The sequence below is a fragment of the Fibrella aquatilis genome (assembly GCF_017353255.1).
Classification (GTDB): domain Bacteria; phylum Bacteroidota; class Bacteroidia; order Cytophagales; family Spirosomataceae; genus Fibrella; species Fibrella aquatilis.
The window spans coordinates 61,426-87,111 of the sequence record NZ_JAFMYU010000012.1; the positions used below are offsets into that span (position 1 = coordinate 61,426).

The 25,686-nt window shown below is 55.0% G+C and carries 24 protein-coding genes; 6 read left to right on the plus strand and 18 right to left on the minus strand.

Features of this window, described 5'->3' with window-relative positions; translation table 11 throughout:
• Nucleotides 1–107: 107 nt before the first annotated feature.
• Nucleotides 108–965 carry a hypothetical protein gene (locus J2I48_RS15440; protein WP_207336367.1) on the plus strand — a complete coding sequence of 286 codons (858 nt, stop codon included), beginning with the start codon at nt 108–110 and terminating at the stop codon, nt 963–965.
• Nucleotides 966–975: 10 nt separating this feature from the next.
• Here the strand turns inward: J2I48_RS15440 and J2I48_RS15445 are convergent, their stop codons facing one another.
• Entirely contained in the window at nt 976–3,105 is a 2,130-nt protein-coding gene (locus J2I48_RS15445; RefSeq protein ID WP_207336368.1) for a sensor histidine kinase, read from the minus strand.
• Between the two features lie 38 nt (nt 3,106–3,143).
• A complete protein-coding gene (locus J2I48_RS15450; protein WP_207336369.1) occupies nt 3,144–8,234 on the minus strand; it encodes a DUF5995 family protein in 5,091 nt (1,696 codons plus the stop codon).
• Nucleotides 8,235–8,402: 168 nt separating this feature from the next.
• Here J2I48_RS15450 and J2I48_RS15455 point away from each other — a divergent pair, with 168 nt between their 5' ends.
• Both J2I48_RS15455 and ahcY read left to right on the plus strand, forming a co-directional pair.
• Complete coding sequence (locus J2I48_RS15455; protein ID WP_207336370.1) at nt 8,403–9,146, plus strand: ATP-binding cassette domain-containing protein; 744 nt, start codon at nt 8,403–8,405, stop codon at nt 9,144–9,146.
• A gap of 115 nt (nt 9,147–9,261) precedes the next feature.
• On the plus strand, nt 9,262–10,572 hold the full coding sequence (ahcY, locus tag J2I48_RS15460) for an adenosylhomocysteinase (protein ID WP_207336371.1): 1,311 nt from the start codon (nt 9,262–9,264) through the stop codon (nt 10,570–10,572).
• 95 nt (nt 10,573–10,667) lie between these two features.
• Here the strand turns inward: ahcY and J2I48_RS15465 are convergent, their stop codons facing one another.
• From J2I48_RS15465 to J2I48_RS28750, 11 genes are all read right to left on the minus strand, one after another.
• Nucleotides 10,668–11,717: a cyanophycinase gene (locus tag J2I48_RS15465; protein WP_229376332.1), complete on the minus strand. Its 1,050-nt coding sequence runs from the start codon at nt 11,715–11,717 to the stop codon at nt 10,668–10,670.
• Between the two features lie 100 nt (nt 11,718–11,817).
• Complete coding sequence (locus J2I48_RS15470; RefSeq protein ID WP_207336372.1) at nt 11,818–12,504, minus strand: zinc metallopeptidase; 687 nt, start codon at nt 12,502–12,504, stop codon at nt 11,818–11,820.
• Between the two features lie 112 nt (nt 12,505–12,616).
• Nucleotides 12,617–13,105 carry a D-glycero-beta-D-manno-heptose 1-phosphate adenylyltransferase gene (gene rfaE2 / locus J2I48_RS15475; RefSeq protein ID WP_207336373.1) on the minus strand — a complete coding sequence of 163 codons (489 nt, stop codon included), beginning with the start codon at nt 13,103–13,105 and terminating at the stop codon, nt 12,617–12,619.
• Nucleotides 13,105–13,428 carry a type II toxin-antitoxin system RelE/ParE family toxin gene (locus J2I48_RS15480; protein ID WP_207336374.1) on the minus strand — a complete coding sequence of 108 codons (324 nt, stop codon included), beginning with the start codon at nt 13,426–13,428 and terminating at the stop codon, nt 13,105–13,107. Before J2I48_RS15480 ends, rfaE2 begins: the two co-directional genes overlap by 1 nt.
• Complete coding sequence (locus J2I48_RS15485) at nt 13,418–13,669, minus strand: hypothetical protein (RefSeq protein WP_207336375.1); 252 nt, start codon at nt 13,667–13,669, stop codon at nt 13,418–13,420. The genes J2I48_RS15480 and J2I48_RS15485 overlap by 11 nt, the downstream gene beginning before the upstream one ends.
• 38 nt (nt 13,670–13,707) lie before the next feature.
• Nucleotides 13,708–14,730, minus strand: a complete 1,023-nt coding sequence (locus J2I48_RS15490; protein WP_207336376.1) for a lysylphosphatidylglycerol synthase transmembrane domain-containing protein — start codon at nt 14,728–14,730, stop codon at nt 13,708–13,710.
• Between the two features lie 109 nt (nt 14,731–14,839).
• A complete protein-coding gene (gene panD, locus J2I48_RS15495; protein WP_207336377.1) occupies nt 14,840–15,211 on the minus strand; it encodes an aspartate 1-decarboxylase in 372 nt (123 codons plus the stop codon).
• Nucleotides 15,212–15,297: 86 nt separating this feature from the next.
• Nucleotides 15,298–15,699 carry a type II toxin-antitoxin system death-on-curing family toxin gene (locus tag J2I48_RS15500; RefSeq protein WP_207336378.1) on the minus strand — a complete coding sequence of 134 codons (402 nt, stop codon included), beginning with the start codon at nt 15,697–15,699 and terminating at the stop codon, nt 15,298–15,300.
• Nucleotides 15,696–15,965, minus strand: coding sequence for a hypothetical protein (locus J2I48_RS15505; RefSeq protein WP_207336379.1), 270 nt, complete (start codon nt 15,963–15,965; stop codon nt 15,696–15,698). Before J2I48_RS15505 ends, J2I48_RS15500 begins: the two co-directional genes overlap by 4 nt.
• A gap of 63 nt (nt 15,966–16,028) precedes the next feature.
• Complete coding sequence (locus J2I48_RS15510) at nt 16,029–18,449, minus strand: TonB-dependent receptor (RefSeq protein ID WP_207336380.1); 2,421 nt, start codon at nt 18,447–18,449, stop codon at nt 16,029–16,031.
• Between the two features lie 17 nt (nt 18,450–18,466).
• Nucleotides 18,467–18,862 carry a DUF8478 family putative metalloprotein gene (locus J2I48_RS28750; RefSeq protein WP_510186081.1) on the minus strand — a complete coding sequence of 132 codons (396 nt, stop codon included), beginning with the start codon at nt 18,860–18,862 and terminating at the stop codon, nt 18,467–18,469.
• Nucleotides 18,863–19,146: 284 nt separating this feature from the next.
• Between J2I48_RS28750 and J2I48_RS15515 the strand changes: the two genes are divergently transcribed.
• On the plus strand, nt 19,147–19,341 hold the full coding sequence (locus J2I48_RS15515) for a hypothetical protein (RefSeq protein WP_207336476.1): 195 nt from the start codon (nt 19,147–19,149) through the stop codon (nt 19,339–19,341).
• Nucleotides 19,342–19,466: 125 nt separating this feature from the next.
• Here the strand turns inward: J2I48_RS15515 and moeB are convergent, their stop codons facing one another.
• Nucleotides 19,467–20,603 (minus strand): molybdopterin-synthase adenylyltransferase MoeB, encoded by a 1,137-nt coding sequence (gene moeB, locus J2I48_RS15520; RefSeq protein ID WP_207336381.1) that lies wholly within the window; start codon nt 20,601–20,603, stop codon nt 19,467–19,469.
• A gap of 184 nt (nt 20,604–20,787) precedes the next feature.
• The gene (locus tag J2I48_RS15525; RefSeq protein ID WP_207336382.1) at nt 20,788–22,305 is read right to left on the minus strand and encodes a DUF4394 domain-containing protein; all 1,518 of its coding nucleotides are present in this window, start codon (nt 22,303–22,305) and stop codon (nt 20,788–20,790) included.
• A gap of 198 nt (nt 22,306–22,503) precedes the next feature.
• Between J2I48_RS15525 and J2I48_RS15530 the strand changes: the two genes are divergently transcribed.
• Nucleotides 22,504–23,055, plus strand: a complete 552-nt coding sequence (locus J2I48_RS15530) for a hypothetical protein (RefSeq protein ID WP_207336383.1) — start codon at nt 22,504–22,506, stop codon at nt 23,053–23,055.
• 128 nt (nt 23,056–23,183) lie between these two features.
• A complete protein-coding gene (locus tag J2I48_RS15535; protein WP_207336384.1) occupies nt 23,184–24,092 on the plus strand; it encodes a TIGR01777 family oxidoreductase in 909 nt (302 codons plus the stop codon).
• Nucleotides 24,093–24,108: 16 nt separating this feature from the next.
• Here J2I48_RS15535 and J2I48_RS15540 read toward each other — a convergent pair whose 3' ends face one another.
• From J2I48_RS15540 to J2I48_RS15550, 3 genes are all read right to left on the minus strand, one after another.
• Complete coding sequence (locus J2I48_RS15540; RefSeq protein WP_207336385.1) at nt 24,109–24,528, minus strand: putative toxin-antitoxin system toxin component, PIN family; 420 nt, start codon at nt 24,526–24,528, stop codon at nt 24,109–24,111.
• Nucleotides 24,512–24,742 carry a hypothetical protein gene (locus J2I48_RS15545; RefSeq protein ID WP_207336386.1) on the minus strand — a complete coding sequence of 77 codons (231 nt, stop codon included), beginning with the start codon at nt 24,740–24,742 and terminating at the stop codon, nt 24,512–24,514. Before J2I48_RS15545 ends, J2I48_RS15540 begins: the two co-directional genes overlap by 17 nt.
• A gap of 281 nt (nt 24,743–25,023) precedes the next feature.
• Entirely contained in the window at nt 25,024–25,668 is a 645-nt protein-coding gene (locus tag J2I48_RS15550; protein WP_207336387.1) for a VOC family protein, read from the minus strand.
• Between the last annotated feature and the right edge of the window lie 18 nt (nt 25,669–25,686).

The following is a 25,686-nucleotide window of genomic DNA, read 5'->3' on the forward strand; positions in this document are numbered from 1 at the left end:
AGCGGAGTAATTGAGCAGTGATCACGCCATAAATATGACGTATGGAAACTTCTTCCAACTAACAATCGCCGTTAGCTAATAGCCTGGCGCCTGCGCTTCTGCAACGGTTGACAACCAGCGATGCCATTGGTACGATACAAGCTATACGAGACACCTATGCTACAAAACCTATCGAAACAAGCTGGTTCAGGTCCTTTTTTGCCAAGCCACCCGCCCCGCCTACGCCCAAACCGGGTGCCTACGCCTGGTTAACCCTGGCCGACTTGCTGGATGAACAGTTCGAGCCGCAACAGGTAGCCGACGCACACCCCATTCCCACCGATACCGATTACGTGGCTGAATTAAATGAGCTTGGCCGCGTATTACGCTGGGTGGAGCAGGCGGGTACAGTTGCCCAGTTTGAGGATCGGCTTGCCGAGTTGTTGCTTGGTATGGCCTATATGGCGGCAGAACACATCCGCGCCAACAATAACAACTATCCCAGCAACAGTATTTCGGCGAAAATTTGGATGGATGGTGCGTCCTTGCGTGGCTTTTGCCAAACGTTAACAGACTACAAACTCCGTCAGGACGATAGGCATAAGGCTATCGATGCTGCCTATTACAAAGCACGGATCACCCTGGCTATCATGGGCCATTACCCTAGCGAAGTAGGTCCAGACATGGTGCAAGTGGGGCGATTATATGAGCAATGTGACGACGCCGAAATGGCCGAAACCTTTTACCAGCCTGTCGTAAACGACTTTGCTTCGTTTCTGGCTGACTACGAAGCCTGGCCTGCTGTTAACCCGGCAAACTACAATGAAGACAGTGACGACGTTGGCCCACTTGGCGATAACGAGCGCCTGACGCTACAAGCGCTTATCGAGGCCTGTGAAGGCCTGATTCGTGTGGGCGTTTATGGAAACAACAGTGATCTAATTCGCCGGGCCGAGGCCGTTCTTCGTAAGCATACGTTTGATTGATCCCAGCGTTTCACACCGGAATAGCCACGACAAACTCGGTGCATTCGCCGGTTTCGGTGGTGACGGAAAGGGTGCCGTTGTGGCCTTTGGTGATGATGTCGTAGCTGAGGCTCAGGCCCAGACCCGTGCCGCTGCCGCTGGGTTTGGTAGTGAAAAAAGGCTGGTAAATCTTGTTCAATAATTCAGGAGCAATGCCTGTGCCGTTGTCTTTCACTACTAGCTCTACCCGTCCGTTTTTTAGCTGCGTCGTTACCCAAACCTGGGGTTGGTAGGCCGTGGAGGCCTGTTTCGCTTTTTCCTGCACGGCATAGAAGGCGTTATTGTACAGGTTCAGCAGCACCCGCGCTATTTCCTGCGGCATCAGATCGACCAGGCCCACGCCGGGGTCGAAATGGGTAGTGAGCGTGACATTAGCCTCGCCGTTTTTAGTCAAGGTAATGGCCCGCCGCATGCCCATGTAGGCCAGGCGCAGGTATTCGTCGGCCAGGGCGTTGAGGTCGGTGGGTTCGCGGTTGCCGCTGCTGCTCTGGGCATGTTGTAGCATCCCACGCACAATACCGTCGGCGCGTTTGCCGTGGTGGGTGATCTTCCGGAGGTTCGTCGTTAGCGAATCGGCGATATCCAGCACGTCTTGTTTGTGGTCGGCGGCCAGTTCGTCTTTTAGCTCAGCCAGCATATCGGCGCTCACTTCGGCGAAGTTGTTGACGAAGTTGAGTGGGTTCTGGATCTCGTGGGCAATACCGGCCATGAGTTCACCCAGCGAGGCCATCTTTTCGCGTTGCACCAGTTGGTCCTGTGTGCTGCGCAGTTGCACCAGCGTGGTTTGTAGGTCTTCTTTTTGCTCGTTTAGCTCCACCGTGCGCAGGGCCACCTGCCTTTCCAGCATGGCATTCTGGTTCTCCACCAGTTGCCGGTTGGTCTCGGCCAGCCGGAGTTGTTCGCGCACGGCTTCTTCCTGCTGCTGCTTCAGCAAGTTCACTTTGTAGGTTAAGGCCAGCGTGAAGAGGATAATCTCGATGCCCGACCCGATGTGCATACTGTTGTAGGTCCAGAACGAATGGGGCAGCTTGCCGAAGGCGTAGAGCAGAAAAAAGAAGATTGACAGGAAAAAAACCAGGTTGCCGATGATGTAGAACATGGCAGGCCGGAACCCCCCTCGGTAGGTGATCACCCCCGCCCAGACGCTAAAAACACCTTCGACCAGGGCCACTATCGGCACAAAATCAATTTGCCGCCCTTCTCTTCCAAACGCACTGATCGACAGCACGTTAATACCAATACTAACGGCATAGAGCAGCAGAATACCAACGCCTATTTTGTGAAATAGCGGTGCCTGTTGCCGCAGCCGCAGGAACGCTAGCGTAAAGAGCACGTGGGTCAGGCCCGTGATGCCTGCCAACACCGTAGCGTAGCGTTCGATGGACGGGTTTTCGGGCCACAGAAACTCGCCGGTATGCCCCCGGAAAAGGGCCATTTGCAAACCAATGATGAATACCCAAACGGCGTAGCGAAGGGTGTCGGTTTCGCGCAGCCGGAGAAACAGCAACAGGCTGTAGACCACAATCATCAGGATAAACCCGTAATACAGTCCGTAGAACAGGTCGGAATAATGCAGGTACTCCATCAGGTTGACCGCCGACCGGCAGTAAATGGGCCAAGTGGTGGTGTAGATGCCGGCTACGTATACATAGACCTGATGGGTCTGCCCCTGCCCTACCATCAACGGACAAACCTGGTTACTTTTCAGGAACGGAAACACGCGCTCGGGCTGTAGCATACCCGACAAACGACTATTTACCACTTGATTATCAGCCACTTCGTAGATTAAGATGCGTTCAGTACCGGTATACAGAAAGTGCATAAACAACCGCTCAGCTGTCTGGTTGGTGATAGTCAGCCGCAGCCAATAGCCATAGCGCCGGTCATAGGGCTTGATGAGGCTGTTTTGCGTAGGCACAAACCGGTACGCGCCCGGCTGCTTCAGAAGCTGGCCAATACCCACGCTACCCGCTGCCACCTCTAGTAACTCGCTCTTATTAAACAGGTTACTGGCTTCGGTGGGGTCAGTTAGTACGACTGGCGCACTGCTGGCGGGAGCGGCACAGAGGTAAAAAAGAAGAAGCAAATAGAGTTGTTTCATAGAAATAGTGCTGTCAGGTCGGAATGCCGCACCACCCCCTACACTACAACCGGCAGCATGGCGGTGCGGAGCATGACATCTACTTTGTTGGCGACGGTGCCGAACTCACTTTTGGCAATCAGTTCGAGCGGGATGCGCAGCAGGGCAAATGGTTCGGTGATTTGTTTGCCGGCTTCGGTGGCTTCGGCTTCCAGGGTGGTAATCAGTTGTTGCCGGTCAGCGTCGGTTTGGGCCTGTTGCAGTTGCTTTGCTTTCTGCCACGATACCGCCCGACTTTGCTGCATAATGGCTTTTTCTTTGGCTTTTAGTTCGTAGGCAAAGTGCTCTACAGCCACGCCAAACGGCTTGTAGATACGGCCGATGTTGTCGTTCATCTGATCGAACATGCCGTCGAAGAGGTCGTTCATTTTGTCGAAATCGGTGGTGAACGCGTCCATGTCTTTGCCAGCAAACACCTCGGCCATCACGATGGGCAAATCGAAAGCGATGTGGGCGTTGGCAGCGGCAAAAATGTGCTGATCGGTGGTGATCGTGGTTTGGGCCGCATCTATCGTCACCTGCCAGGGGCCAGTAGCTTTCGTGCCGTCGAAGAAGTGGTTGATGGCTGTGAAGTACCGGTTGCTGAACGCCACGTCTACCTGCTCCATATCGGCAGGGTTGGCAAACAGCCCCAGGCGGATACCCTCGGCCACACGCTGCGTCACGAGCTTATACACCGCACAGAAATAGCCCATCGGGTTGTTTTGCGACCGAAACTGCCGCGCCACTTTGTCGAGGTAGCTGATCACGTCGGCGATGTGTTCCAGCGGGGGGATGCGGAAGTCGGGCATGTTGGCTTCCCAACTGTCGGTGAGGGCCGAGGGCAGGTAAAACTGTTCGCTTTTGGCGGCGTTGGTGAAGGCCAGAATCTGCCCGATGAGGTTGCTGCTAAACGCCCGCCCCATGGCCGCCATCAGCAGGTTGGTGTCATTCAGCCCGCGCACACCGTTGTCGAACCAGGCTACAGCCTTCATAATAAGCGAGTTATCAGATTCCGCAGGCGGCACACTGAGCATGTCGGCATAGGCATCGCCCACGAAAAAGCGCACGAACGAGGGCGTTAGCCGTTTCAGCGGACCGATCACCAACTTACTGTTCATCAGCTCGATACAGGCCTCGGTCAGCTCCGCCCCCTCCATCGACGGGCCGGACTGATGCACCAAAATGGCTTCCATCAGGGCGCGGCATTCGTCCTCATCGTCGGTCAGCAGGTCATCGTCGATGCCCATCATATGGCCCACCACGCGCCAGAGGTGCAGGTAGGCGGCGCGTTGTTCGGGCGTGAGCGTGATGCCCAGTTGCGCCAGGCCGTCCAGGATCACCACGCCAAACGAGAGCAACGTGCCCACGAGGTCTTCCTGGTTGATGGGTACGCCCAAAGCGGCCGCGTCCCAATTCCGTTCCTGCGCAAAATGGCGGATGGTGGCGTGCATGAGCCGTACTTTCTGCGTGGCTACTACCGCCGTGCCGTCCTGCTCGAAATTGTTGACGGTCATCATATCGACCACAAACTGCGCCGTTTCCATCAGGCGGCGGCTGAAGGCATAGAGGCTGCCGTCGTGCACCCGCAGGCGACCGGTGCGGTAGAGCACTTTGGCCCCACGCCAGCAGGTGTAGCAGGTGGGCAGCGACTTGCAGAGCAGGATGAGCAGAATTTTGGGGCCGTGCTGCGTGAACACATCGGCGGCGGTCATGAGCTTGAACGGCTCGGCGTAGGGGGGCAGGTGGCGGGTTTGCACGAAATAATCCTCTACCACGCGCTTTACCCCGTCGGGCAGGACATCAAACGCGGGGTTTGGAAACTGCCGGTTGCGTACCAGCATCTGAAAAATCTGATCGACCTCACCCTTCTGATTATCAGCCAGTAACGTCGTGATCACGCCATCGGCCAGGGGGTCGCCCATACCGCGTTTGGTTTGCAGAAAAGCTTCCGGCCAGCGCGTCACCGGGGCAGATTCAGCCGATGTGGAAGGTGGCTGCCCCGCCGCCGCCCGGAGCGATTCGGGGGCCGTAACGGCGGGCGGGGGCACAGCAGGGAGCGGTGTTTTTTTGCCCGAAATAGCCTCGATAAACTTGGTAGACAGGCTCAGGAAACCCTTGTCGTTGGGGTGAATTTCGTCGTACCAGTAGTCGGCCAGGCGGTCGGTGCGACGCAGAGTGCCGCGCAAATCGAGGTAGGTGACGTTGGGGTATTCGGCGGCTATTTTCGCCAGTTCGGCGTTGAACGAGTCGATGATAAATCGGGCAATGCCTTCGCGCTCAGCCCCATCGGTAATACCCCGCTCCGTCAGCGTGTCGCCCATCCAGCTACTCGACCCCGGCAGTGCGGTATCGCCCCCCGACGGGATCACATAATCGTAGCCGTGTACCAACACCCGTACCTGCGGATGCCCCAGTTGCACCAGCCGCAAAATGCGTCTATACCGTTCACAGACAGCCGTTAACGTTTGAGCAAAGGCTTCCGTAAAGTAGCGTTGGGTGCCTGTCTGCACGGCGTCGGGTGTCTCGCGAATCAGGCCCGCGAAGGCTTCACCCAGCAGGTCGTTACCCCCGCCACTGAGCAGGAAAAATGCGGGTTTCACCTGGGCAATGGTCTCTAGAAACTCATTATTTTCCAGGTAATCGGCCAGCGTGGCACCCGCCGCCGCCACACTCTTCAGGTTATACACCCCCGACAAATAATCGAGAATGTCGCGCAGCAGAAACGGGTACTGAAACCACGAATCGCCTTCGGCCACAATCCGCAGCCGGTCGGGGTAGCGGATCAGGCTTTGTTCATACTGCCGGTTCTGCACTCGGTGCGCCACGGCGTTGACCACGCTCAGTTTCAGGTTGGTCCAGAAGCCGCGCTGCCCCTCGGCGGGTTCAATCACCCGGATGCCCTCACGCAGTTTCAGGCCCGGCCGCATGGGGTTGGTCAGGTCGGGTTGGTAGTAGAGACCCAGGGCAAAATCGGCCAGCATGTCTTCATACTGTATCCCGGCGGGGGCGGCCAGCATTTGGCTTAGTTCGTCGGCCCGGACGGTATTGTAGAGCGGGTTGACCAGGTGCATGGTCAGGGTCTGCGTACTCCAGTCGGGCAGGGGTTCGGCCTCGGCGGCAACGAGGCTGAAACCGCCCCGTGCGTTGGTGGGTCTGAGGGTGTCGGTCAGTACAGGCGGCGAGGGCAACGCAGCCAGGTTCAAAAACCCCAGCGTGGTTTCAGACAGCGGGTCGGTCGTGACCAGCAGTTTGATGTGTTCGGTGGCGTAGGGCCAGTTGTATTGCCGGATTACCTCTTCCAAACTCAGCCGAAACGTAGTCTGACGACCCGTAGGGGCCTTTTTGTCGGCCAAACCCAGGGTAACCGTCTGCCCCGGCTCGAGGCGGCAGTTGATGGGCAGAAAGCCCGGATACGCCATAAAATCCCGCGACAGATACAGCGCCGTGCAGTAAACGGGCTGGTTGGTGGGGTTGGTCAGTTTAACGGCCAGGGTGGTAGCCCATCTGCCGGTCTGGTTTGAAAACGTCACCGGAATAGGGGCCGTGTGCGAATCAGTCAGGACGCGGGGGGCGGCGTTTTCGGGGGTCAATTCCAGCGTCAGAACAGGCTTGCTGACGGCAGGGTTATTCAGGTTTTTGAGGTACTGCCACTGACTCAGATGATGCAGGTAATCGGCCAGGATATCAAACGCCTGCGGGTCATCGGCCCGGACCGGACGAATTAGGGGCCGGTTTTCGTTGTTGGGGTCCGGCGTTCCAGGGTGGGTGATATAAAGCAGGCCGTTGCGCACGTGGAGGGTGTAATCGGCTCTGATTTCATCGTCTTCGGGAATGAAGACCGTCTCTGGTTGCCCGGTCTGCTGCCCCGTACCTGGCCGCGAAATGAGCCGTTGCAGCAGGTCGGTCTGGTCGGCAGCGGGGCCGCCGTGGTTGACCAGGTGCACCCGAATGGGTTGGTATATCAGGCCTGCTACCGTGGCCCGATATACCAATGCTGGGTTCAGGTTTGCGACCACGTCGGCGGGTATGTTAAGCACCGTGTAGTCGGCCCCAACCTGACCCGTGCTTACGGGATACGTTGTTTTTTTGGCTGCGTCATAGAGCAAAACCGGCGCGTCGGCGGGGTGGGAAGCCATGCCATGAATGGCCCCCACGTCGAGCAGCCAGCCTTTTTGCGCGTTGAATGCTGCCGAAACGGTCAGGTTGTTGGCGTCGATGCTGGCGTTCAAAAAGCCCCGCATCAGCACCGTATCATCTTGACCATCAGGTACGTATACGCGGGGTCGCTGCTCATAGCCGAAGCGCATGTACTGCCGCACCCGGCTGTGCAGGTCGCGATACGACACCTGCCCGTGGGCGGCGTTGAGCACCGCCAGCAGGTTTTTGGTGAAGATGCCTTCGCCGTTAAACTCCTCGGCTAGTTCTTCGGATTCACAGGCGGCAAGCTGAATATGATTTCCAGGCGGCATCGCCACCGCCAGCCCCTGCGCCTGAATTTGACTGGCCGGTATGATGTCGTGGAAAATGAAGCCCTCATAAGGTCGCTGGGGGGCGGGGTCAACCAGGCGGCGTTCGCGGATATCCTGGTCCGGTTGGGTGAGGGCCAGCAGGTCAACGGCGCGGGTATTGTCGCCGGCGTGGCAGCAGTCGGCCATCACCACCACGTGGGCACCCGTAGCACAAACAAGAGACAGCAGGTAACGGAGTTCTTTGTCGGCCAGCAGGAATTCCCAGGGGTTAACCGTCCCGCCATCATAACACACCAGCGATTCCAACTGCCCGTCGGCTTCGTCAGCCCAAACGGTGGTGTCGGCGGCTTCCTGCGCCCCGTGGCCAGAGAAATAAAACAGCACGGTATCAGCCGGACCGGCCTGCGCCAGGTGGTTCTGAAACCCGGCGATAACGGCCGTTTTAGTAGCCTGCTGATCCGTGAGCGCCAGCAGTTTCAGGTCGAAATCAGTCTGTTTTTGCAGGTAGCTGGTCATGGCCTGCACGTCAGCCACTGGACCGCGCAGGGGGCGTACCCGTGTGTAAGCACCTACGCCCACGAGCAGGGCATATAATTTGGGCGTGTTGATAATAGAAGCAGGTGTAGTAGTGGCTGTCATAGGCAGGTAGGCGGCGGTATACTAGCGGTAAAGTAATTGACAATCAGCCAAAAGGAGGCATTTATTTGCTGTGCGGCGAATGCGTTGCAGCGCAGGCTCCAGCCAGAATGCGCCCCCTGTTTGCAGGATGTGGTGGGACTTTTAGCCGAAACTGCTGTTCTTGTTTCTATGAAGGCAACACCCCCCGCCATTGCGTTGCAGGCCGTCACCAAACGGTATCAGAATCGCCCCGTGGTCGATAACCTCTCGCTCACCATTGCCCCCGGCGAAACGCTGGTGTTGCTGGGCACCAGCGGCTGCGGCAAAACCACCACGCTGCAACTCATGAATCGCCTCATCGACGCCGATGCTGGCACGGTGCTCATCAACGGCGTAGACGTGCAGCAGCAGCTACCCCACGACTTGCGGCGGCATATTGGCTACGTGATTCAGGACGCGGGGTTGTTTCCGCACTATTCCGTGGCCCAGAACATCGCCGTGGTGCCGCGCCTGCTCCAGTGGGATACCGCCCGTATTACCCAGCGCACCCACGAACTGCTCACCCTGTTGCGTCTGCCCGACACCATCCTCGACCGCCTGCCCGATGCCCTTAGTGGTGGGCAACGGCAGCGCGTAGGCCTCGCACGTGCCTTGGCCGCCGACCCACCCATTATCTTGATGGACGAACCCTTCGGTGCCCTCGACCCCATCACCCGCGACGATATTCGGCGGGAGCTAAAAGAACTGGAGGTGTTCAGGCAAAAAACGGTGGTGCTCGTCACCCACGACGTGCGCGAGGCCTTCATACTGGGCGACCGCATCGTGCTCATGGATGCGGGCCGCATTGTCCAGACCGGCACCCCCGACCTGTTCCGTCAGCAACCCGCCACCCCGTTTGTGAGCCGCTTCCTCAAAGCCAGCGGCGAAGGATGATTCGCTCAGTAATGGTTAGCCATTCTGAATGACCTTCCGTATTTTTGCACTTTCCTAAGAAACACGCCGGGTGGTGGCATATTAGTTGCTGCCTGTAAACTGCAAATTGATACTTATGCAAACGTCAACGTACGTACCCTACAAGGTCGCCGACATTGCGCTGGCCGAGTGGGGCCGCAAAGAAATCCGCCTCGCCGAGGCCGAAATGCCGGGCCTGATGAGCCTGCGGACCGAATATGGTCCTACCCAGCCGCTGAAAGGTGCCCGCATTGCCGGGTGTCTGCACATGACCATCCAGACCGCCGTACTCATCGAAACCCTCGTGGCCCTCGGTGCCGACGTTACCTGGTCGTCGTGTAACATTTTCTCGACGCAGGACCACGCCGCCGCCGCCATTGCCGCCGCTGGCATTCCGGTCTACGCCTGGAAAGGCATGAACGAAGAAGAGTTCAACTGGTGCATCGAGCAGACGCTGTTTTTCGGCGAAGATCGTCAGCCGCTGAACATGATCCTCGACGATGGCGGCGACCTCACCAACATGGTGTTCGATGTGTATCCTGAGCTGATTTCGGGCATCAAAGGTCTGTCGGAAGAGACTACCACGGGGGTTCACCGGCTATATGAGCGCATGAAAAACGGTACGCTCCACCTGCCCGCCATCAACGTCAACGACTCGGTAACGAAGTCGAAATTCGACAACAAATACGGCTGCCGTGAGTCGCTGGTGGACGCCATCCGCCGCGCTACTGACCTGATGCTGGCTGGTAAAGTGGCCGTCGTAGCCGGTTACGGCGATGTGGGCAAAGGTTCGGCTGAGTCGCTCCGGGGCGCTGGTTGCCGCGTACTGGTAACCGAAATTGACCCGATCTGCGCCCTACAGGCCGCTATGGACGGTTATGAGGTGGTGCCAATGGACGAGGCCGTTAGCCGCGCCAACCTGTTCGTAACCGCCACCGGCAACGTACGGATTATCAAAGACCGTCACTTCAAAGCCATGCGCGACAAGTCGGTGGTGTGTAACATCGGCCACTTCGACAATGAGATCGACATGGCGTGGCTAAACGAGAACTACGGCCACAGCAAGAGCCAGATTAAGCCGCAGGTAGACATGTACGAGATCGACGGCAAGGAGATCATTGTACTGGCCGAAGGCCGGTTGGTAAACCTGGGTTGCGCCATGGGCCACCCCTCGTTTGTGATGTCGTGCTCATTCTCGAACCAGACCCTGGCACAGCTGGAGTTGTGGGAAAACCCCGATAAGTACGAAAACAAGGTGTACGTACTGCCCAAGAAACTCGACGAGAAAGTGGCTGCCATGCACCTTGCTCACGTAGGCGCCCGCCTGGAGCCGCTGGAACAGGAGCAAGCCGACTACATCGGTGTGCAGGTATCGGGTCCGTTCAAATCGGAACTGTACCGGTACTAAAGCAGTGATGAGTGATAAACGATGGGTGATGAGTTTGCTTCCGCAGGTGTAATCTTGCGGAAGCAAACTCATCACCCATCGTTTATCACTCATCACTAGTTCAACACTCCTCTGTCTACATACCAGAATGTGACTGGTGACCTACCTGACCCCACCCAGGTGTTCAGGTCGTAGGTGTCCGTGCCTTGTGTAGTGCCCTGAATGACATCGACCCGCAAGGCTTTTTTGTTGGCCAACCAAGTAAGCGGTTTTCCGAGAGTGCACTGTTCAGGGTTGGTTGTGGCAGCGGGAATGACAAAATAGGCTTTCCCTGAGCCAAAAACGGCCGCCATGCCGGTGTGGTCGATGCAAACCGCCGTTTTTTCACTTACACCAATACCCCGCCCAGTCACGTTCCAGTCGGTACGGATGCGGGCCAGAAAAGCCACCAGCCGCCCCTGCCTGCTGCGCTCGGCAAAGTGGGTGTCGGTGATGGTATTACCCAAAAAAGGCGCGTTGATAAAGTCGTTTCGGCCCAGCATCAGGTTGGGGTGGTAGGGGTCCGATAGGCCTTCGGCGGCAGTCAGGCTTTGGTTCAGGGCAGGGTAATACAATTGCCCCAGTATGGCACAACCCGCACTGGTGCCGCCCACAGGCACCTTTTTGGTATTGATCAGGTAGTTGATCGCCTCGGCCACCTTCGATCCTTTCCAGTAGTTGACATAATCGGCCTGATCACCACCCGCAATAAAGAGTGCCTCGGCGTTTCTGATTTTCTGAACCGTAGCCTCATCGTTCACCCACTCCCTTGAGTTGAGCAGTATGGTCTCTACGGAATTGACCGCTTCGCCCAATTCAGAAAATAGGTACGAGTTGTAGCCGCTTGAACCACTAGCTCGGAGCACCACCACGTCGCCCCCACCCGATTTTTTCAGCAGCCAGCGCATAGCCTCGTCCACGTCGGTGCCGCCCCCCGTCAGCACCAGGCCTGGCGTGGTTGCCTTGGTCACATCGGCGGCGTCGCCGGTGAGCCAGGTGGTGGGTCCTTTGGGTAGGCTCGGCGCAACGGGCGCAGGATCAGGTGTTTTTTGTCCGCAGGTGACCAGCACGGTACAGGCCAGCAATACAAAAGACAACATCGGTATGGAAGAAGGGCGGGTCGACATGAACAGTAGCGGTGTGTTGGGGTTGGCCATAAAGTTAACTACACACAAAAGCCCGACGCTAGTGAGCATCGGGCTTTCTTACTTATGTATCTGAATCAGCTTAGTCGCGGCTCCGGCCACCAAACAAAATGCTGGCGTAGTAGAGCAGCGTACCCAGCGAAGCCAATGCAGCCACCACGTAGGTCATAGCCGCCCAGTGCAGGCCGTCTTTAGCCATTTCGTGTTCGCGGGGGGTAACAATGCCCCGGCTGTCGATCCAGGCGAGGGCGCGCTTGCTGGCGTCGAACTCAACGGGCAGCGTGATAAACGAGAACAGCGTAGTGATGGCAAATAAGCCCACCCCGATAGTCAGGGGCAACGTGGTGGTCTGGATCAGCAGAATACCCGCCAGCAGCACCCACTGCAAATACCGCGACGACACACTCACAAACGGCACAATAGCTGACCGCAGTTGCAGCGGCGCGTAGGCCACCTTGTGTTGCACGGCGTGCCCGCATTCATGCGCGGCCACCGCCGCCGACATAATGCTGCGGCCCGCATACACGTCGGGCGAGAGGTTTACGGTCTTGTCCTGTGGATTATAGTGATCCGTCAGTTGGCCATCTACAGAGAGGACGCGGACGTCATAGATGCCGTTTTCATTCAGCATTTTCTGCGCCACTTCGGCTCCGGTCATGCCGTTACTGAGGGCAATCTGAGAATACTCGGTGAACTTGCTCCGCAGCCGCCACTGAATATACATGCTGGCGAGCATGGGAATAATAATGAGCAAAAAGGGACTGTTCATGGTCTTTGTTTCGGTGTTCGATCGGTTGGTTTAGTGAAGCAACCTACGAATAAAACAATGTGTTGGCTAAAAATGTCCCAATGGCCATACCACTCATCCACTACCAATGCCACTAGTCACCCCCGTAGGCCGCCACGATTTTCTGAATCAACCCGCTGGTTGAATACCCCGGCACCAGGGCCACGGTCTGCACCAATCCACCCCGCGCAAGTACCACGTCGGCCCCCACAATGGTAGCCACGGTATAGTCGTTGCCCTTCACCAGAATGTCGGGTTGCAGGGCGGTAATGAGTTCCAGCGGCGTGGGTTCATCGAAGAGCGTGACAAGGTCCACAAACTGGAGGGCTGCCATGAGCCGGGCGCGGGCGTTCTCATTCACTACGGGCCGCAGCGGGCCTTTTATACAGGAGACCGAGGCGTCGGTATTGAGGCCCAGCACCAGGACGTCGCCCAGGGCGCGGGCTTTTTCGAGGTAATCGATATGGCCCAAATGCACAATGTCGAAGCAGCCATTGGTAAACACCACGCGCTTGCCCTCGCGGTGCCACTGCGCTACTTGCTCAACAGCCTCAGCACGAGAGCGGATTTTATCGGCGGTCATTAAATAAGGTTTATTCTGCGCAAGATCTCATTTCTATCCTGACGTTGATGAAGTATACCCAATACAACAACAATCTGATCTAGTTCGTCAATTCTATAAAATATGGAATACGGGAATTTGGCTAATCTGGCACCTCTGATGAATACCAAATTTTCAGCATAATAAAACGGGTTCTTCGCAATTGTTTCCTCAATACGCTTGTAATCTGACCACCATTTCTGCCCTAAGCTTGGCTGAATGGCTTCGTACCAGTCAATGATTGCTTCTTTATCCTCATTTGCTCCTTCCGTTAGCAATACGCTGAATAAACCATCACCAGCCATATTTTGCCTTTATTCTGCGATCAGATTCTTCAGCCGACATAGCCGTTTCCGGCGACTGTTTATAGTGATCGTACCGTTTAGTCAATAGTTCTCCTACCAATCTTTCATAATCTGCTTTGTCTTCTTCAGAAAGTGGCGGTAGAAAACTATCATATTTTACCACAATGTACTGCATGAGTTCTACCCGCTCCTGTTCTGGTAAGCTATCAACTACTTTGTGCAATGTCTCGACCGTGCTCATAACCGTTTCTTTCGATTCATATTTTCAAATATAATCAATTATTGCCCTACACCCACCGGCTCAGCACTTACCGCTGGTCCCGCTTTTTTGCGCCGGTTGAGCACAATCAAAAACGCCAAACCGCCGAAGATGATGGTCACGGCCCACTGCGAGAGCAGCATGAGCGTAGCCAGCGTTTGTCCATCTTGCTTAGTGAGGCCATACAACGCCAGCGCCGACCCCACCATGATATTGAACGCCCCCAGCCCGCCCTGCGTGGGGGCCGCCATACCAATGCTACCCATCATCAGGATGGTGAGGCAAGCCAGCAACCCCAGTCCGGCGGTTTGGGGCATGGCAAAAAACAGAATGTAGGTAGAGAGGTAGTACAACACCCAGATCAGAGCCGTATAAACCACAAACAAACCCGGTTGCCGCAACTTACGTACGCTCAGCAGCCCGTCGATGAGGCCCAGCACGAAGGTTTCTACTTTGGCGAAGAGGGTGTTTTTGCGCAGGGCTTCTTTGTATTTCTGGTACAGGAACCACGCCACTACGGCCCCCGCTAGCCCCACGGCCAGCAACAAATAAAGCCCCGTGCGGCTTCCAGTGCCCCCTTTTTGGGCGAACATACCAAATACCAAATCGCTGATCCGGTCGAACTCGAGTACCAGCGTGAGGCCAATAACCACCACCAGCATGACCACGTCAAAAATGCGTTCGGCCACTACCGTGCCCAGGCTCACGTTGACAGGTACGCCCTCCAGCCGGTTCATGGTGCCGCAGCGCGTTACCTCACCCATACGCGGCACCAGCAGGTTGGCAAAGTAGTTGGTCAGCACCGACAGCATGGTGTTGCCGGGCGTGGGCCGGTGCCCCGCCACAGGTTCAAGCAACATGCCCCACCGCAAACCACGTATGTAGTGCGCCACCAGCAAAATAGCGGCATAGGCCCCCACCCACAGCCAGTTAGCCTGTCCTATAGCCGCAAACATGGCCTTGAGGTCGATGTCTTTAAACACGAACCAAAGCAGCCCCCCCGCCACGGCAAGGGAAATAACGTAAGTAAGGATATTTTTCATAGGGAGGAAGTTCAATGTTTAACGTCTAAGGTCTAAAGTTGCTTCGCGCATTACACACTAAGCGCGAAGCAACGTTAAACCTTAAACTTTAGACGTTGAACATAAAAGTTTACCCCCTTGCGGCTTGCCCACCCGTCACGAGCCGATTGTTGTCGTCGGGGAAGACCACGAGGGGTTTGTGAACTTTGGCTTCGTCGGGCGTGAGCTGGCAATACGCAATGATGATGATCACATCGCCGGGTTGAGCACGGCGGGCGGCGGCCCCGTTGAGGCAGATGATGCCCGTGCCCCGTTCGCCGGTGATGACGTAGGTGATGAGGCGTTCGCCGTTGTTGTTATTCACAATGTGCACCTGCTCGTTTTCCAGCAACCCGGCGGCGTCCATCAGATCTTCGTCGATGGTGACGCTGCCTACGTAGTTGAGTTCGGCCTGCGTGACTTTCACGCGGTGCAACTTCGATTTCATTAAGGTAAGCAACATGGTGTTCAGTTGATGATGGCAAAAGTAGGGCCTGCCCTGTGCCCCACAAAACAAGGAGCTATTTGGTAACGTTCGGCAGGGTTTTGCTATAAAGCCACGGTATGCGCCGCAAACCAAGCCCGGCACTCATCCAGGCTTGATTCGCCGGAGGCTACTTTGATAATGAAATCGTAGAGATCATCCTGCGGCAGTGCACGATTCAGTCGCCTGCCATTTAGCTTTAGAAAGGCGAGTGCAGCTTCTAGACCAGTACGTTTATTTCCGTCCGAGAAGATATGATTACCGATGATGTTGAAACAGTACACCGCTGCCCTGTCGGCCAGGGTTGGGTACATGGGTTCACCAAACAAATGTGCCTGAACGGCTTCAACTAGGAAGTCAAGGTTTTCTTCGTGAAGGAAATTGTGGGGCGGCATGAAGTTGCCGCCATGCGCTGCTACTGTACGCTGATTAATGAAGGCAATGTCTTCTTTTTCTAAATAGATCATGCCAACTTCCTGAACACGGCATCATACTCAGCGAAATCTTCAGCAACGATTCGCTCTAATTTCTGCCTTTTCGTTAACCCTTCTGTCTTATTTATCAGATGAGCGTGAGCACTAACAACCACTAATGCCTCATGATCAGTTGCCTGCGTCGCCTCGTTTTCGCCTTCCGAAGCGACCTCGTTCAACAGCGTGCGAAAAAAGTCTGGTTCTTCCTGCATAAGCTCCTTTAGAGCTTCTTTGACCATCTCTTTGCTAACTACAGTCATGGCAATCACTGGTTAAATACATTGTAATCTACTCAACACCGCCCGATTCTCAAAAGTTGATACTCAGAACGGCACCACCACTTTCAGGCTTATGTTGCGACCCATGTTGAACACGCCCACGCGGCCCGTGGCGTTGTTGGCATCGAGGTATTTGAGGCGGCTTTGGTGGGCCTGGTAAATCACGTCGAAGAGGTTGGTGGCCGACACGTAGACCGAAAACACAGTCCGTTTGGCGTTGTTGGTGATGTCGCCGCCTGCGCCGAGGTGCACCAGCGTATAGCCAGGTGTAGCCGTTTCGGTGTTCGAGGCCGCCAGAAAACGGTCTTGCTGTTGGGTGATTTCCACATCCAGCGTGGCATAGAGGTTGCGGAAGCGGTTGCCCCAGCGGTCGCGGCTGAGGCGCAGTTGCGTTACCCAGCGCGGGGCGGGCATGAAGGGCAGAAACTGAGCATCGTCGGTGGTGGCCGAGAGGTTGCGGCCAAACACCGCCGAGTAGGTCTGCGTCAGCGAAAACCACCGCGCCGCTGCCGGGTTGTAGGTCACGGTGCCTTCCATCCCCTGCAACCGGGCATCGCCCTGGGCGTAACGAAACACGGGTATGCTGCCCTGATAGAGCGAATCGGTACCCGCCCGGTTCAGCACCCGCTCTGAATAGATGTACTGCTCAATGCTATTCTGAAACAAACTGGCGTCGATATACCAGTCGCGGCTTTCGTAGGTCAGGCCCACATCACCTTGGTAGGCCACCTCCGGCACGGCATCGACCTTGCCGATCTCATACCGAAACGTGCCCGCATGAACCCCGTTCGACGATAGTTCGGGCACGGTGGGCGCCCGGAAACCCCGCGACAGGTTGGCCCGGACATTCAGCTTGTCGGTGAGCGAATAGACCGCACCCAGGCTGGCCGACACGTTGCGATAAGTTTTGTCTACGCCCGCAAACCGCTCAGAACCAGGCCCCTGCGGACGTACCTGAAACGCACCGTCGCCGTCGATGTAGAGTTTGTTGATGCCTAGCAGCCGAATATCGTAGCGTAGCCCGCCGCTGATTTTCAACGGGCCAATGACCTTTTTAGCAAACCCAAACACGCCATTATCAAACAGCGAATAGTTGGGATACAACGCCTGATATCCCTGATTGTCAAGCGATTGTAACATACCGTTGCTACCCATGGTGATCTCCCAGTTGCGGCGCACGGGCAGGTTGTAGCGCACATCGTAGTAGTTGGTGTGGAGCAGCAAACCCAGTTGCGCCTGAAACGGCCGGGCCACGTCGGCAAATTCGTCGCGGTTGTTGCGGGCGTAGCTCAGGTTTAGGGTGAGCGACCCGCCGTTTTTGAACTGCAACAGGTTGTTGAGCGACAGCTTACCGTTGATCAGGTGCTGCGAGTTATAAGGCAGAAAGACCCGGCTCGTCAGTTCATCGTCTGTAACGGGGCGGTCATTGGCCGAGCCGTCGGGCAGGAGGGTCTGGGTGGTGAAGCGGCCCGTACGCGCATCGCGGGTGCCGTTGATGATGTTGAACCGCTGCTCTGTGCGCAAAAAATACAGCCGCGAATAACCCCACCGTTTGTTCAGCCCGATATACCCACTGATATCGAACAGGTCGGCGTAGTTAGAGGAAAAAACACGCCCATCGGCCTGGTTTCTGTAGTTATTGGTCGATTTGGTCGAGGCTGTGGCCAGCCAGACAAACCCGTTTTGGTTGCCCGCCGCCTGTACTGACAGCCCCAGCAGGTTGTGGTTGCTCTGGTAGTTGGTCAGTACCCGCCCGCGCACCTTGCCTTCTTCTACCGGGCGCGGCGACAGGGCCGTAACCACCCCACCCAGGCCGTCGGAGCCATAGATGAGGCTGCCCGCCCCCCGGATAATCTCGTAGCGGTCTACCGAATATTCATCCAGTTGAATGCTGTGTTCTTCGCCCCATTGGTTGTCTTCCTGCCTGATGCCGTCGTGCATGGTGATGACCCGGTTGAACCCCAACCCCCGAATGATGGGCTTGCTCAGCCCCGCCCCCGTAGTCACCTGCGACATGCCCGGCATTTTGGCCACGGCGTCGATGAGGTTGGTGGAGCTTTGCTGCATCAGCCGCAACTGCGACATAGCCGCAATGGGCACCGGACTGTCGCGAATAATGGTCTTGGTCGATGCCCCCGACACGATGACCTCTTCAAGCATCTGGGCGGCGTTTTCCATCACAAAATCCTGGGTGGTGGCTTCGGCAACGGTAACCGTGCGCACCAGCGTTTTATGGGAAATGTAGCTTACCTGTACCGTGAACGTACCCGCAGGTAGGTTGGTGAGGCGGTAGGTGCCGTCGGTGAGGGTAGTAGCTCCCAACCGTAGATCGGGCAGGTAGATAGCGGCACCAATGACGGCCTCGCCCGATTCGCCGTGGGTAACGCGACCCGATAGATTGTGTTGAGCAACGCACGTAAGTACAGATAGCCCATAGCAGGCTATCACTACGCAGAACTGTTTCATAAATGGATTCCCTTTAATTAAATTGATCTATTGACATTCAATAGATTATATTCTGGGGGACCCCTGCGTGAAAAATAAACAAACGTGTGTATATATTTACCCAACAACAGTTTTGTCACCTGTTTGGCGGGCCAGCTAAAAATTACGTTCGGTATAAACTTGACTGCAGTTACTTCCTGAAAAAGAGCGGGTGTGTGGGCAACGGCATCAAGCCAAACCAGTTCTTGCCTACTATGGTCGAGTGGTTGAATTGGCCCTGGTGCTTTAGGCAGAAAGGGGTGTGCATGTACAACTAACGTTCCATTTGGCAACCGGTGTGCATGCCTGAAGACAACGGCATTGGTCAGCATAAACAGCTGAACTATCAGCAGTAGGCGGGCAATGATAGAGCGTTGGCGACGAACGTACTGCATAGTTAATACAAAAGTAGGTGTTGGTCCCCTACCTTTTGGTCCGTTCAAGCGAAGATTGAACCGTGTGGACTAGAATCACCCTATTATACGATTATTGAGTATTTCTCCAATTAAAATTTAGCGAAAGTCAGATTATTGAGCAGGCGGCTGTTGTTTTAGTATTAAGTCAAGATTAACTTTGATCACATTAAGACAACTAACCGTAACATAGTTGGCATGACATTTGTAACGGGACTATTAACTCCTGCTTATCCAGGTGTCTGACCCATAAAACTGACTGAGAGATGAAAACGATTCGGTTCTATATGATTCTGCAATGGGTACTGTTTCTGCCCGTTATTTTGCCCCTGTGCATGGTTTTCGGTGCATTGCGTGGCGCTGTTCTGATGGCCGAACGAGTTATCGAGCAGATGGGAACAGACATTAGCTACAAAGCAACCAACGCACCTGTTCAGCCCGAAGCGAAGGCCGGCTGGTAAGCCACTCGCTAGTAATTTACGTATATTCAGTAACGACTTGTCTAGTCAATAGATAGGCAACGAGGCGCATGACCAGACTGGTTATGCGCCTCGTTGCATTTTGGTGACAGCAGTGGGGTTTCTAACTAGTAGGTAGCCATTTCGGGTTCAATCTGCTGCGCCCAGGCATGAATACCCCCCTCCAGGTTGTAAAGATTTGTATAGCCACCCTGCGTATAGAGGTAATTGGCTACGTTGGCACTCCGAATGCCGTGATGACAATACACCACCACGGGCCTGTCGGTTGGAATACGCTTCCTGTTTGACGAATTGGCCGCAATAAGCCCCACTGGAATGAGCACAGCCCCCTCCAGATGACACACGTCATACTCTTCGCGCTCCCGCACGTCGAGCAGGAAAATAGCTTCTCCCTGCGCCAGTCGGTCGGCCAGTTCCCTGGCATTAATCAGCTTGGGCGCTTCCGTAGCCGATTTAGCGGGCAGGGTTCGTCTGGCCAAACCAGCCGTAGCCAGTTCCAGCGCGTCGGCGCGTCGGCGCAGGCGGATAGTGCGGCTGCTGTGAGTAAGCAGGTCGGTAACTAGCAGTTTGTCGGTCAGTGATTCGCCAATGCCGGTAAGCAGTTTCAGCACTTCGGTAGCCTGGTAGGTGCCAATAACGCCGGGCAGCACACCCAGAACGCCCGTTTCGGCGCAGTTTGGGATCTCCATCTGGCTTGGCTCTTCGGGAAACACGCAGCGGTAGGTGGGTCCCCGGTCGCCGGTGGGTAGCAGGGCGTTGAAAATAGCCACCTGACCTTCGTAGCGGTGAATAGCCCCGTAGACAAACGGTTTATCAAGCGTGACGCAGTGGTCATTAATAAGGTAGCGTACGCCGAAATTGTCGGTGCAATCAACCACCACGTCGTAGGCGTTGATGAGCGCACGGGCATTGCCCGCATCGAGCGCCTGCACGTGAGCATCGAAGCGAAGTTCGGGGTTAATGCGTTGCAGATGCCCTACGGCCACTTTGGCTTTGGGTTGCCCCACGTCGCCGGTAGTGTAGAGCACTTGCCGTTGCAGGTTGCTGAGGTCCACCACGTCGGGGTCTACTACGCCAATGCGCCCCACGCCCGCCGCCGTCAGGTACAGCAGCACCGGACAGCCCAGCCCCCCGGCACCCACCACCAGGACGCTGGCATTTTTGACAATAAGCTGCCCATCCACGCCCCATTCGGGTAGCTTCAGGTGCTTTTGATAACGCGTTTGTTCAGAGGGAGTCAGCATAGCAATGGTATAAGAACAGACTTACCAATGAACGCAAAAAGGGCCAATTATTTCGCCAGGCGGCCAACTATTTTTATAGACGCTAGACAGGGGACGCTGGACATTGGACGTTAGATGCTAGTATCCAGCATCCAATGTCCAATGTCCAACGTCCAGCGTCCAGCGTCCGATATCCAACGTCCATCTAGAATCCCAGGCCCAGCGCAAAGCCGCGCACAACAGGGTTACCTGGCAGCGAGGCACCGGCTGTGGCAGCACCGCTAGTGAGGTTGATGCTATACACGCGCGTAGTGCCGCCCACGCGCAGCAGCGCATAGGCTATGCCCGTTGTGCCGCCAATGTCGAATCCGTTGGCCGCTTCAGCCGTTACGCCCAATGACCCTACCGGCACCTGAGTGCCATTATTGGGTGGATTCTGTTGTGTCAGCATCGCCATAGCGCCCTGATTGTCAATATTATACAGCGTTGTAGTGGTGGCTCCGGCGAAGTTGTTGGTATAGGCCGAACCTGTCACGCTGGGTGTACCGGGGTTCAATGCACCATCTACGGCGGCAACGGTGCCGTCGTTGGGGTTCAACCGCAGGTTCTGCCCGGTATTGCTCACTACCCGAATCCGGTCGACGGTGGGGTTGAAGTCGAAACCAAAGTCAGTACCGGTCAGTGAGGTGGCAAATGCTGAGCCAACCACCGCAGCGGCACCCGTGGCGGTGTTGATGGTATAGAGTCGGCTGGTGCTGCCCAGCGCATACAATTGCCCGTTTACGGGGCGGAAATCAAGGCCATAAATCGTTTCGCCCGCCTGCAAACCCGTGATGGCTTTCGAGATAGGCGTGGGACTCATGGGATTGAAAACCAACAGATTAGGCGTGGCATCTACCGCATACGCAACGGGGTCGGTGGGGATAGCCAGGCCGATAATGGTGCTAGACAGATCGCCTAGTTTCTGCAACCGACCCGTGGTGAGGTTGATCTGCTGAAGCTCTGGTTTGCCACCAAAAATAACGGCTACCAGGCCCGTACCGTTGGGCGCAATGTCGAAGCCGGCGGCACCCGTAATGTCGAGGCCCAGCGGACCTACGTCGGTGAGTGTGCCGTTGTTGGGTGGGTTCTGGATGTATAGCCGGTCGGTGGCGGGGTCAATGTCGTAGAGGGTGGTAGTGGCTGCGCCCGCCTGGTTATTGGTATAGGCCACTTCCGAAATCATGGCCCCGGCCACGCCGTTGATGTTGCCATCGGTGGCGGCTACGGTGCCCGTTTCGGGGTTGAGACGCAAGTCCTGTCCGGTGTTTGTTACCAGCCGAAGCCTATCAACAGTGGGGTTGAAATCGATGCCGACAACGGCCCCCGAAATAGCGGGCGTAAACGGAGCAGTGCCGATGGCGCGGGCCGCACCGGTGGCAGTGTTGAGCACCACAAGGCGGCTTTGGTTAGTTACGCCGTAGAGCTGCCCCGTGGCGGGCCGAAAATCTATCGACAGCACCTGTTCACCCGCCTGAAGGCCGGTAATACCCATTGTTGCCTGGGGAGCCGAGGTGTTACGAATCGACAGCCGGATGAGCTGGTTGGCGTCGTTGATGGCGTAAACGGTGGCGTCGGGCAGGGTTTGTGGGTCGGGCACCATGCGGTGGTCCTGGCAGGCGTTGAGCGTCAGCAAAGCGCCAGCAGCCAACAAACGGAATGGTTTTAAGTAGCGCATAATCATAGTCTTTTTTGGTTGAGACAAAAGCCCCCCTGGGCGGGCACAGGAGACTATACGGTAATAATGGCTGGACGGATGTGGGTTATTAAAAAGAAATTAAACGCCGCTCTTCGCTGGCCATCAGGCCATTGGCCGCACTACCCACCGTCTGAAACGAGCCTGTATCTTTGCCCGGTTATCTACTAACCCCCTACTGTACCCATGCCCGCCCTATCTGCCGACCTGAAACGCGCCGTTGTCGAGATGCCCGAAAAGGAGAAAGACAAGCTCCTGCTGCGGCTTATCACCAAAGATCCCATCCTGACCGAACGCCTTGATTATGAATTGGTTGAAGAGAAATCAACCCTCGACCACCGCCGTCAGCTGATTCGCGATCTGACCAACCGCACCGCCAAACTCGACCCCGACACGGCGGGCTGGCTCATGATGGATATGCGCACCGTGAGCGGCTACATCACGCGCCACGTGAAGGTGACCAAAGACGCCTACGGCGAAGTAGACCTGACGCTCCACATGCTCACGGCGTTTCTCAACAACCACATTGGCCTGCTGAAAACACTGAACGGCCGCACCGAAAAATGCGCGCAGTACGTAGCCAAACGCACCGACATGCTGCTGAAAAAGCTCAACAAGCTGGACCCTGACTATTTCATGGAATTTGAGGAAAGCACGAACCGCCTCCTCCAACACGCGCACACCGGCGCCATAGCTCACTTCGCCAAACAGCTGGGCATTCCGAAGACGTGGGGCTGAATAATGTACAATGAATAATGTACAATGTACAATGGAGTCATACACCCGTCAGCTTTGCGCTCAAAATGTGCTAGCAGCGAAGCCCATTATTCATTGTACATTGTTCATTGTACATTATCCTTATCTACATGGAAACCGTACTCATCACCGGGGGCACTGGCACGATTGGCCGCCGCCTTACGCAACTACTTCAGGAACAGGGTTATGCCGTTAGCCTGCTGAGTCGTTCACCCAAACCACAGCCGGGCGTGACTACCTACGCCTGGAACGTAGACGCAGACGAGTTGGACCCCCGCGCCATTGAAACCGCCGACCATATTGTGCACCTGGCCGGGGCGGGCATTGCCGACGAACGCTGGACCGACGCCCGCAAACGCGAGATCATGGACAGCCGCACCCGCTCGACCGAACTGCTGGCCGAAGCTCTGCGCACCACCAAACACCATGTCAAAAGCTTTGTAAGCTCCTCAGCCATTGGCTATTACGGCGGCGACACTGGCGACCGGCCCCTGTCGGAACATAGCGCGGCAGGTACCGATTTCCTGGCCAAAGTGACGCGGGCCTGGGAGCGGTCTGTGGAGCCGATTGAAGCCATGAAAATCCGCACGGTGCGCATCCGTACGGGCGTGGTGCTGACCATGGAAGGCGGGGCATTGCCCAAGCTGGCGCAACCCGTGCGGCTGGGAGCGGGCGCACCCATCGGCACGGGGCAGCAGTACATTTCCTGGATTCATATCGACGACATCTGCGGCCTCTATATCCAGGCCCTGCGCAACCCCGTCTGGAGTGGTGTTTACAACGGCGTAGCCCCCAACCCCGTCACCAACGCCGATCTGACTCACCTGATTGCCAAGGTATTGAACCGCCCCATGATCCTGCCCAACATACCGGCGTTTGTGATCAAGCTGATGTTCGGCGAACTGGCTATTACGGTCCTGGGCGGCAGCTTCGTCCTCAACCGCCGCCTCACCGAAGAAACCACGTTCCAATACAAATTCCCCGACTTGCGCAAGGCGTTGGAAGATCTGTTAGGGTGATGGTCGGGATCTCGTTTTATAATTTAAGGTTTACAATCTCAAAAAATTCTTTCGGCGACACAATTTTTGTCCCTTTATATTCAGCTATCGTAAAATCATTTGTGTTGCCTGTGATAAGATAATCCGCACCGCAGGTTTCAGCAAGTTCCAAAAGTCGGTTGTCAGGCTCGTCCTTTATAATATCAACCTTTGTGGTTGGTGTAAACTTTACGCCGTAAGTCTCAATATCGCTCAACAGGGTTTGTGCTCTTGAATGAAAGTCCATGAATTTTGCAAACTTCTCACGGTTAAGCACGTCTACATACTCAGCGAAGAGTTGTTCAGAAATGCAAATCACAAGCTCAGGGTCAGTTAAAACACGGTCTACAATAAAGTAGGGATAACTTCTCTGAATAGTTGCTGAAACAAGCACGTTAGTATCAAGAATGAGCCGCATTTTTATTTCTTACGGCTTTTATCTCCTGGGAAATTTCATCCATTGTCATGTTAGACAGTCCGTAGCGTTCAGCAAGTTCTACCGCCTTGGCTAAATTCTGGCGGCTAAGTTCACGGCTTACCATATCCAAAAAATCCGAGAAAGAAAGCCTATCGGCTTTAAGCCCAAACTTTTGGTATTCAAGGTCTGAAATATCAATGCTGATTGTACGCATAGCCAAAATGTTTTTAAGCCTGAAAATTACAAAATTTTGCTGGTTTGACGTTACACTACCGCATAACACACAACGAACAGAGCTTGTGGTCAGGTAGGGGACTTGAAACTCGTCTGCCCGAACGTCTGCCGATATAAATTACTTATGCTGAGTCACTTACAAATGTTCAATAGGTTTCCGGCCGCCGAAAACAAAAGTACAATAAAATTCCTACTGTTCAATAACTTCCGTAAGTTCCCACTTGCCACAATACTATGTTGGGTGCTGTTTTTTCTTCGTCGTTAGTAATGAATTGTCAATTTAAGTGTTAAAAATTCTGTCGCCAGTCCTTGCTTTCCGTTGTCAAATGTTAAGTTCAACCAAGTCCTGTCCGACTTTATAAATTCAATATTTTGTTCTCGTTCAAAAAAGTTGATAAATTTTGCCTTAATGCTCTCTTGATGTTCAAAGGTCGTTTTAGTCAGTAAGCCAATCCCGTTTTTATGCTTCGTTGGTTCATTATTATTTTTCTTTTGCCCTTTAATAGGTAACCTAAATGTCCAAGGCAAACTTGACTGGTTTTCATTCTTCAAAATATCAATAGTCTGTCCTTGTGGAAAATAGTCAGGCTGATATTTAAACGCATTTTCAAAAAGTTCGTCTGTCTCGCTGGTATTTATTATGCAAAGTCCAAAAGGCGAAAAATTATTTATTTTGAATTCTGCTCTCTGCCAAAGCCCTATGGGTTTGATTTTTTCGCTTTCAATTTCGTTTGTGTCATGAACCCAAAGTATTTCTAAGAAAAAGTTGTCAAAATAGAATTTCCTGTTTGTTGTTCCTTGTCCAACGTGAACACGATTACTACCTTCTGTCAGTCCAAATTCAACAAGTTGGTCCGCCGTTTTGCCGTTGTCGTCTGTGAATATAAAAATATGGTCTGCGTCCACTTTGTCGTCAAATTTTCG

Excerpts from the sequence above, each read along its gene's own strand:
- J2I48_RS15445 (WP_207336368.1), bottom strand. The coding sequence starts at position 3,105 with ATGAAACAACTCTATTTGCTTCTTCTTTTTTACCTCTGTGCCGCTCCC.
- J2I48_RS15450 (WP_207336369.1), bottom strand. The coding sequence starts at position 8,234 with ATGACAGCCACTACTACACCTGCTTCTATTATCAACACGCCCAAATTA.
- J2I48_RS15455 (WP_207336370.1), top strand. The coding sequence starts at position 8,403 with ATGAAGGCAACACCCCCCGCCATTGCGTTGCAGGCCGTCACCAAACGG.
- ahcY (WP_207336371.1), top strand. The coding sequence starts at position 9,262 with ATGCAAACGTCAACGTACGTACCCTACAAGGTCGCCGACATTGCGCTG.
- J2I48_RS15465 (WP_229376332.1), bottom strand. The coding sequence starts at position 11,717 with ATGTCGACCCGCCCTTCTTCCATACCGATGTTGTCTTTTGTATTGCTG.
- J2I48_RS15470 (WP_207336372.1), bottom strand. The coding sequence starts at position 12,504 with ATGAACAGTCCCTTTTTGCTCATTATTATTCCCATGCTCGCCAGCATG.
- rfaE2 (WP_207336373.1), bottom strand. The coding sequence starts at position 13,105 with ATGACCGCCGATAAAATCCGCTCTCGTGCTGAGGCTGTTGAGCAAGTA.
- J2I48_RS15480 (WP_207336374.1), bottom strand. The coding sequence starts at position 13,428 with ATGGCTGGTGATGGTTTATTCAGCGTATTGCTAACGGAAGGAGCAAAT.
- J2I48_RS15485 (WP_207336375.1), bottom strand. The coding sequence starts at position 13,669 with ATGAGCACGGTCGAGACATTGCACAAAGTAGTTGATAGCTTACCAGAA.
- J2I48_RS15490 (WP_207336376.1), bottom strand. The coding sequence starts at position 14,730 with ATGAAAAATATCCTTACTTACGTTATTTCCCTTGCCGTGGCGGGGGGG.
- panD (WP_207336377.1), bottom strand. The coding sequence starts at position 15,211 with ATGTTGCTTACCTTAATGAAATCGAAGTTGCACCGCGTGAAAGTCACG.
- J2I48_RS15500 (WP_207336378.1), bottom strand. The coding sequence starts at position 15,699 with ATGATCTATTTAGAAAAAGAAGACATTGCCTTCATTAATCAGCGTACA.
- J2I48_RS15505 (WP_207336379.1), bottom strand. The coding sequence starts at position 15,965 with ATGACTGTAGTTAGCAAAGAGATGGTCAAAGAAGCTCTAAAGGAGCTT.
- J2I48_RS15510 (WP_207336380.1), bottom strand. The coding sequence starts at position 18,449 with ATGAAACAGTTCTGCGTAGTGATAGCCTGCTATGGGCTATCTGTACTT.
- J2I48_RS28750 (WP_510186081.1), bottom strand. The coding sequence starts at position 18,862 with ATGCAGTACGTTCGTCGCCAACGCTCTATCATTGCCCGCCTACTGCTG.
- J2I48_RS15515 (WP_207336476.1), top strand. The coding sequence starts at position 19,147 with ATGAAAACGATTCGGTTCTATATGATTCTGCAATGGGTACTGTTTCTG.
- moeB (WP_207336381.1), bottom strand. The coding sequence starts at position 20,603 with ATGCTGACTCCCTCTGAACAAACGCGTTATCAAAAGCACCTGAAGCTA.
- J2I48_RS15525 (WP_207336382.1), bottom strand. The coding sequence starts at position 22,305 with ATGATTATGCGCTACTTAAAACCATTCCGTTTGTTGGCTGCTGGCGCT.
- J2I48_RS15530 (WP_207336383.1), top strand. The coding sequence starts at position 22,504 with ATGCCCGCCCTATCTGCCGACCTGAAACGCGCCGTTGTCGAGATGCCC.
- J2I48_RS15535 (WP_207336384.1), top strand. The coding sequence starts at position 23,184 with ATGGAAACCGTACTCATCACCGGGGGCACTGGCACGATTGGCCGCCGC.
- J2I48_RS15540 (WP_207336385.1), bottom strand. The coding sequence starts at position 24,528 with ATGCGGCTCATTCTTGATACTAACGTGCTTGTTTCAGCAACTATTCAG.
- J2I48_RS15545 (WP_207336386.1), bottom strand. The coding sequence starts at position 24,742 with ATGCGTACAATCAGCATTGATATTTCAGACCTTGAATACCAAAAGTTT.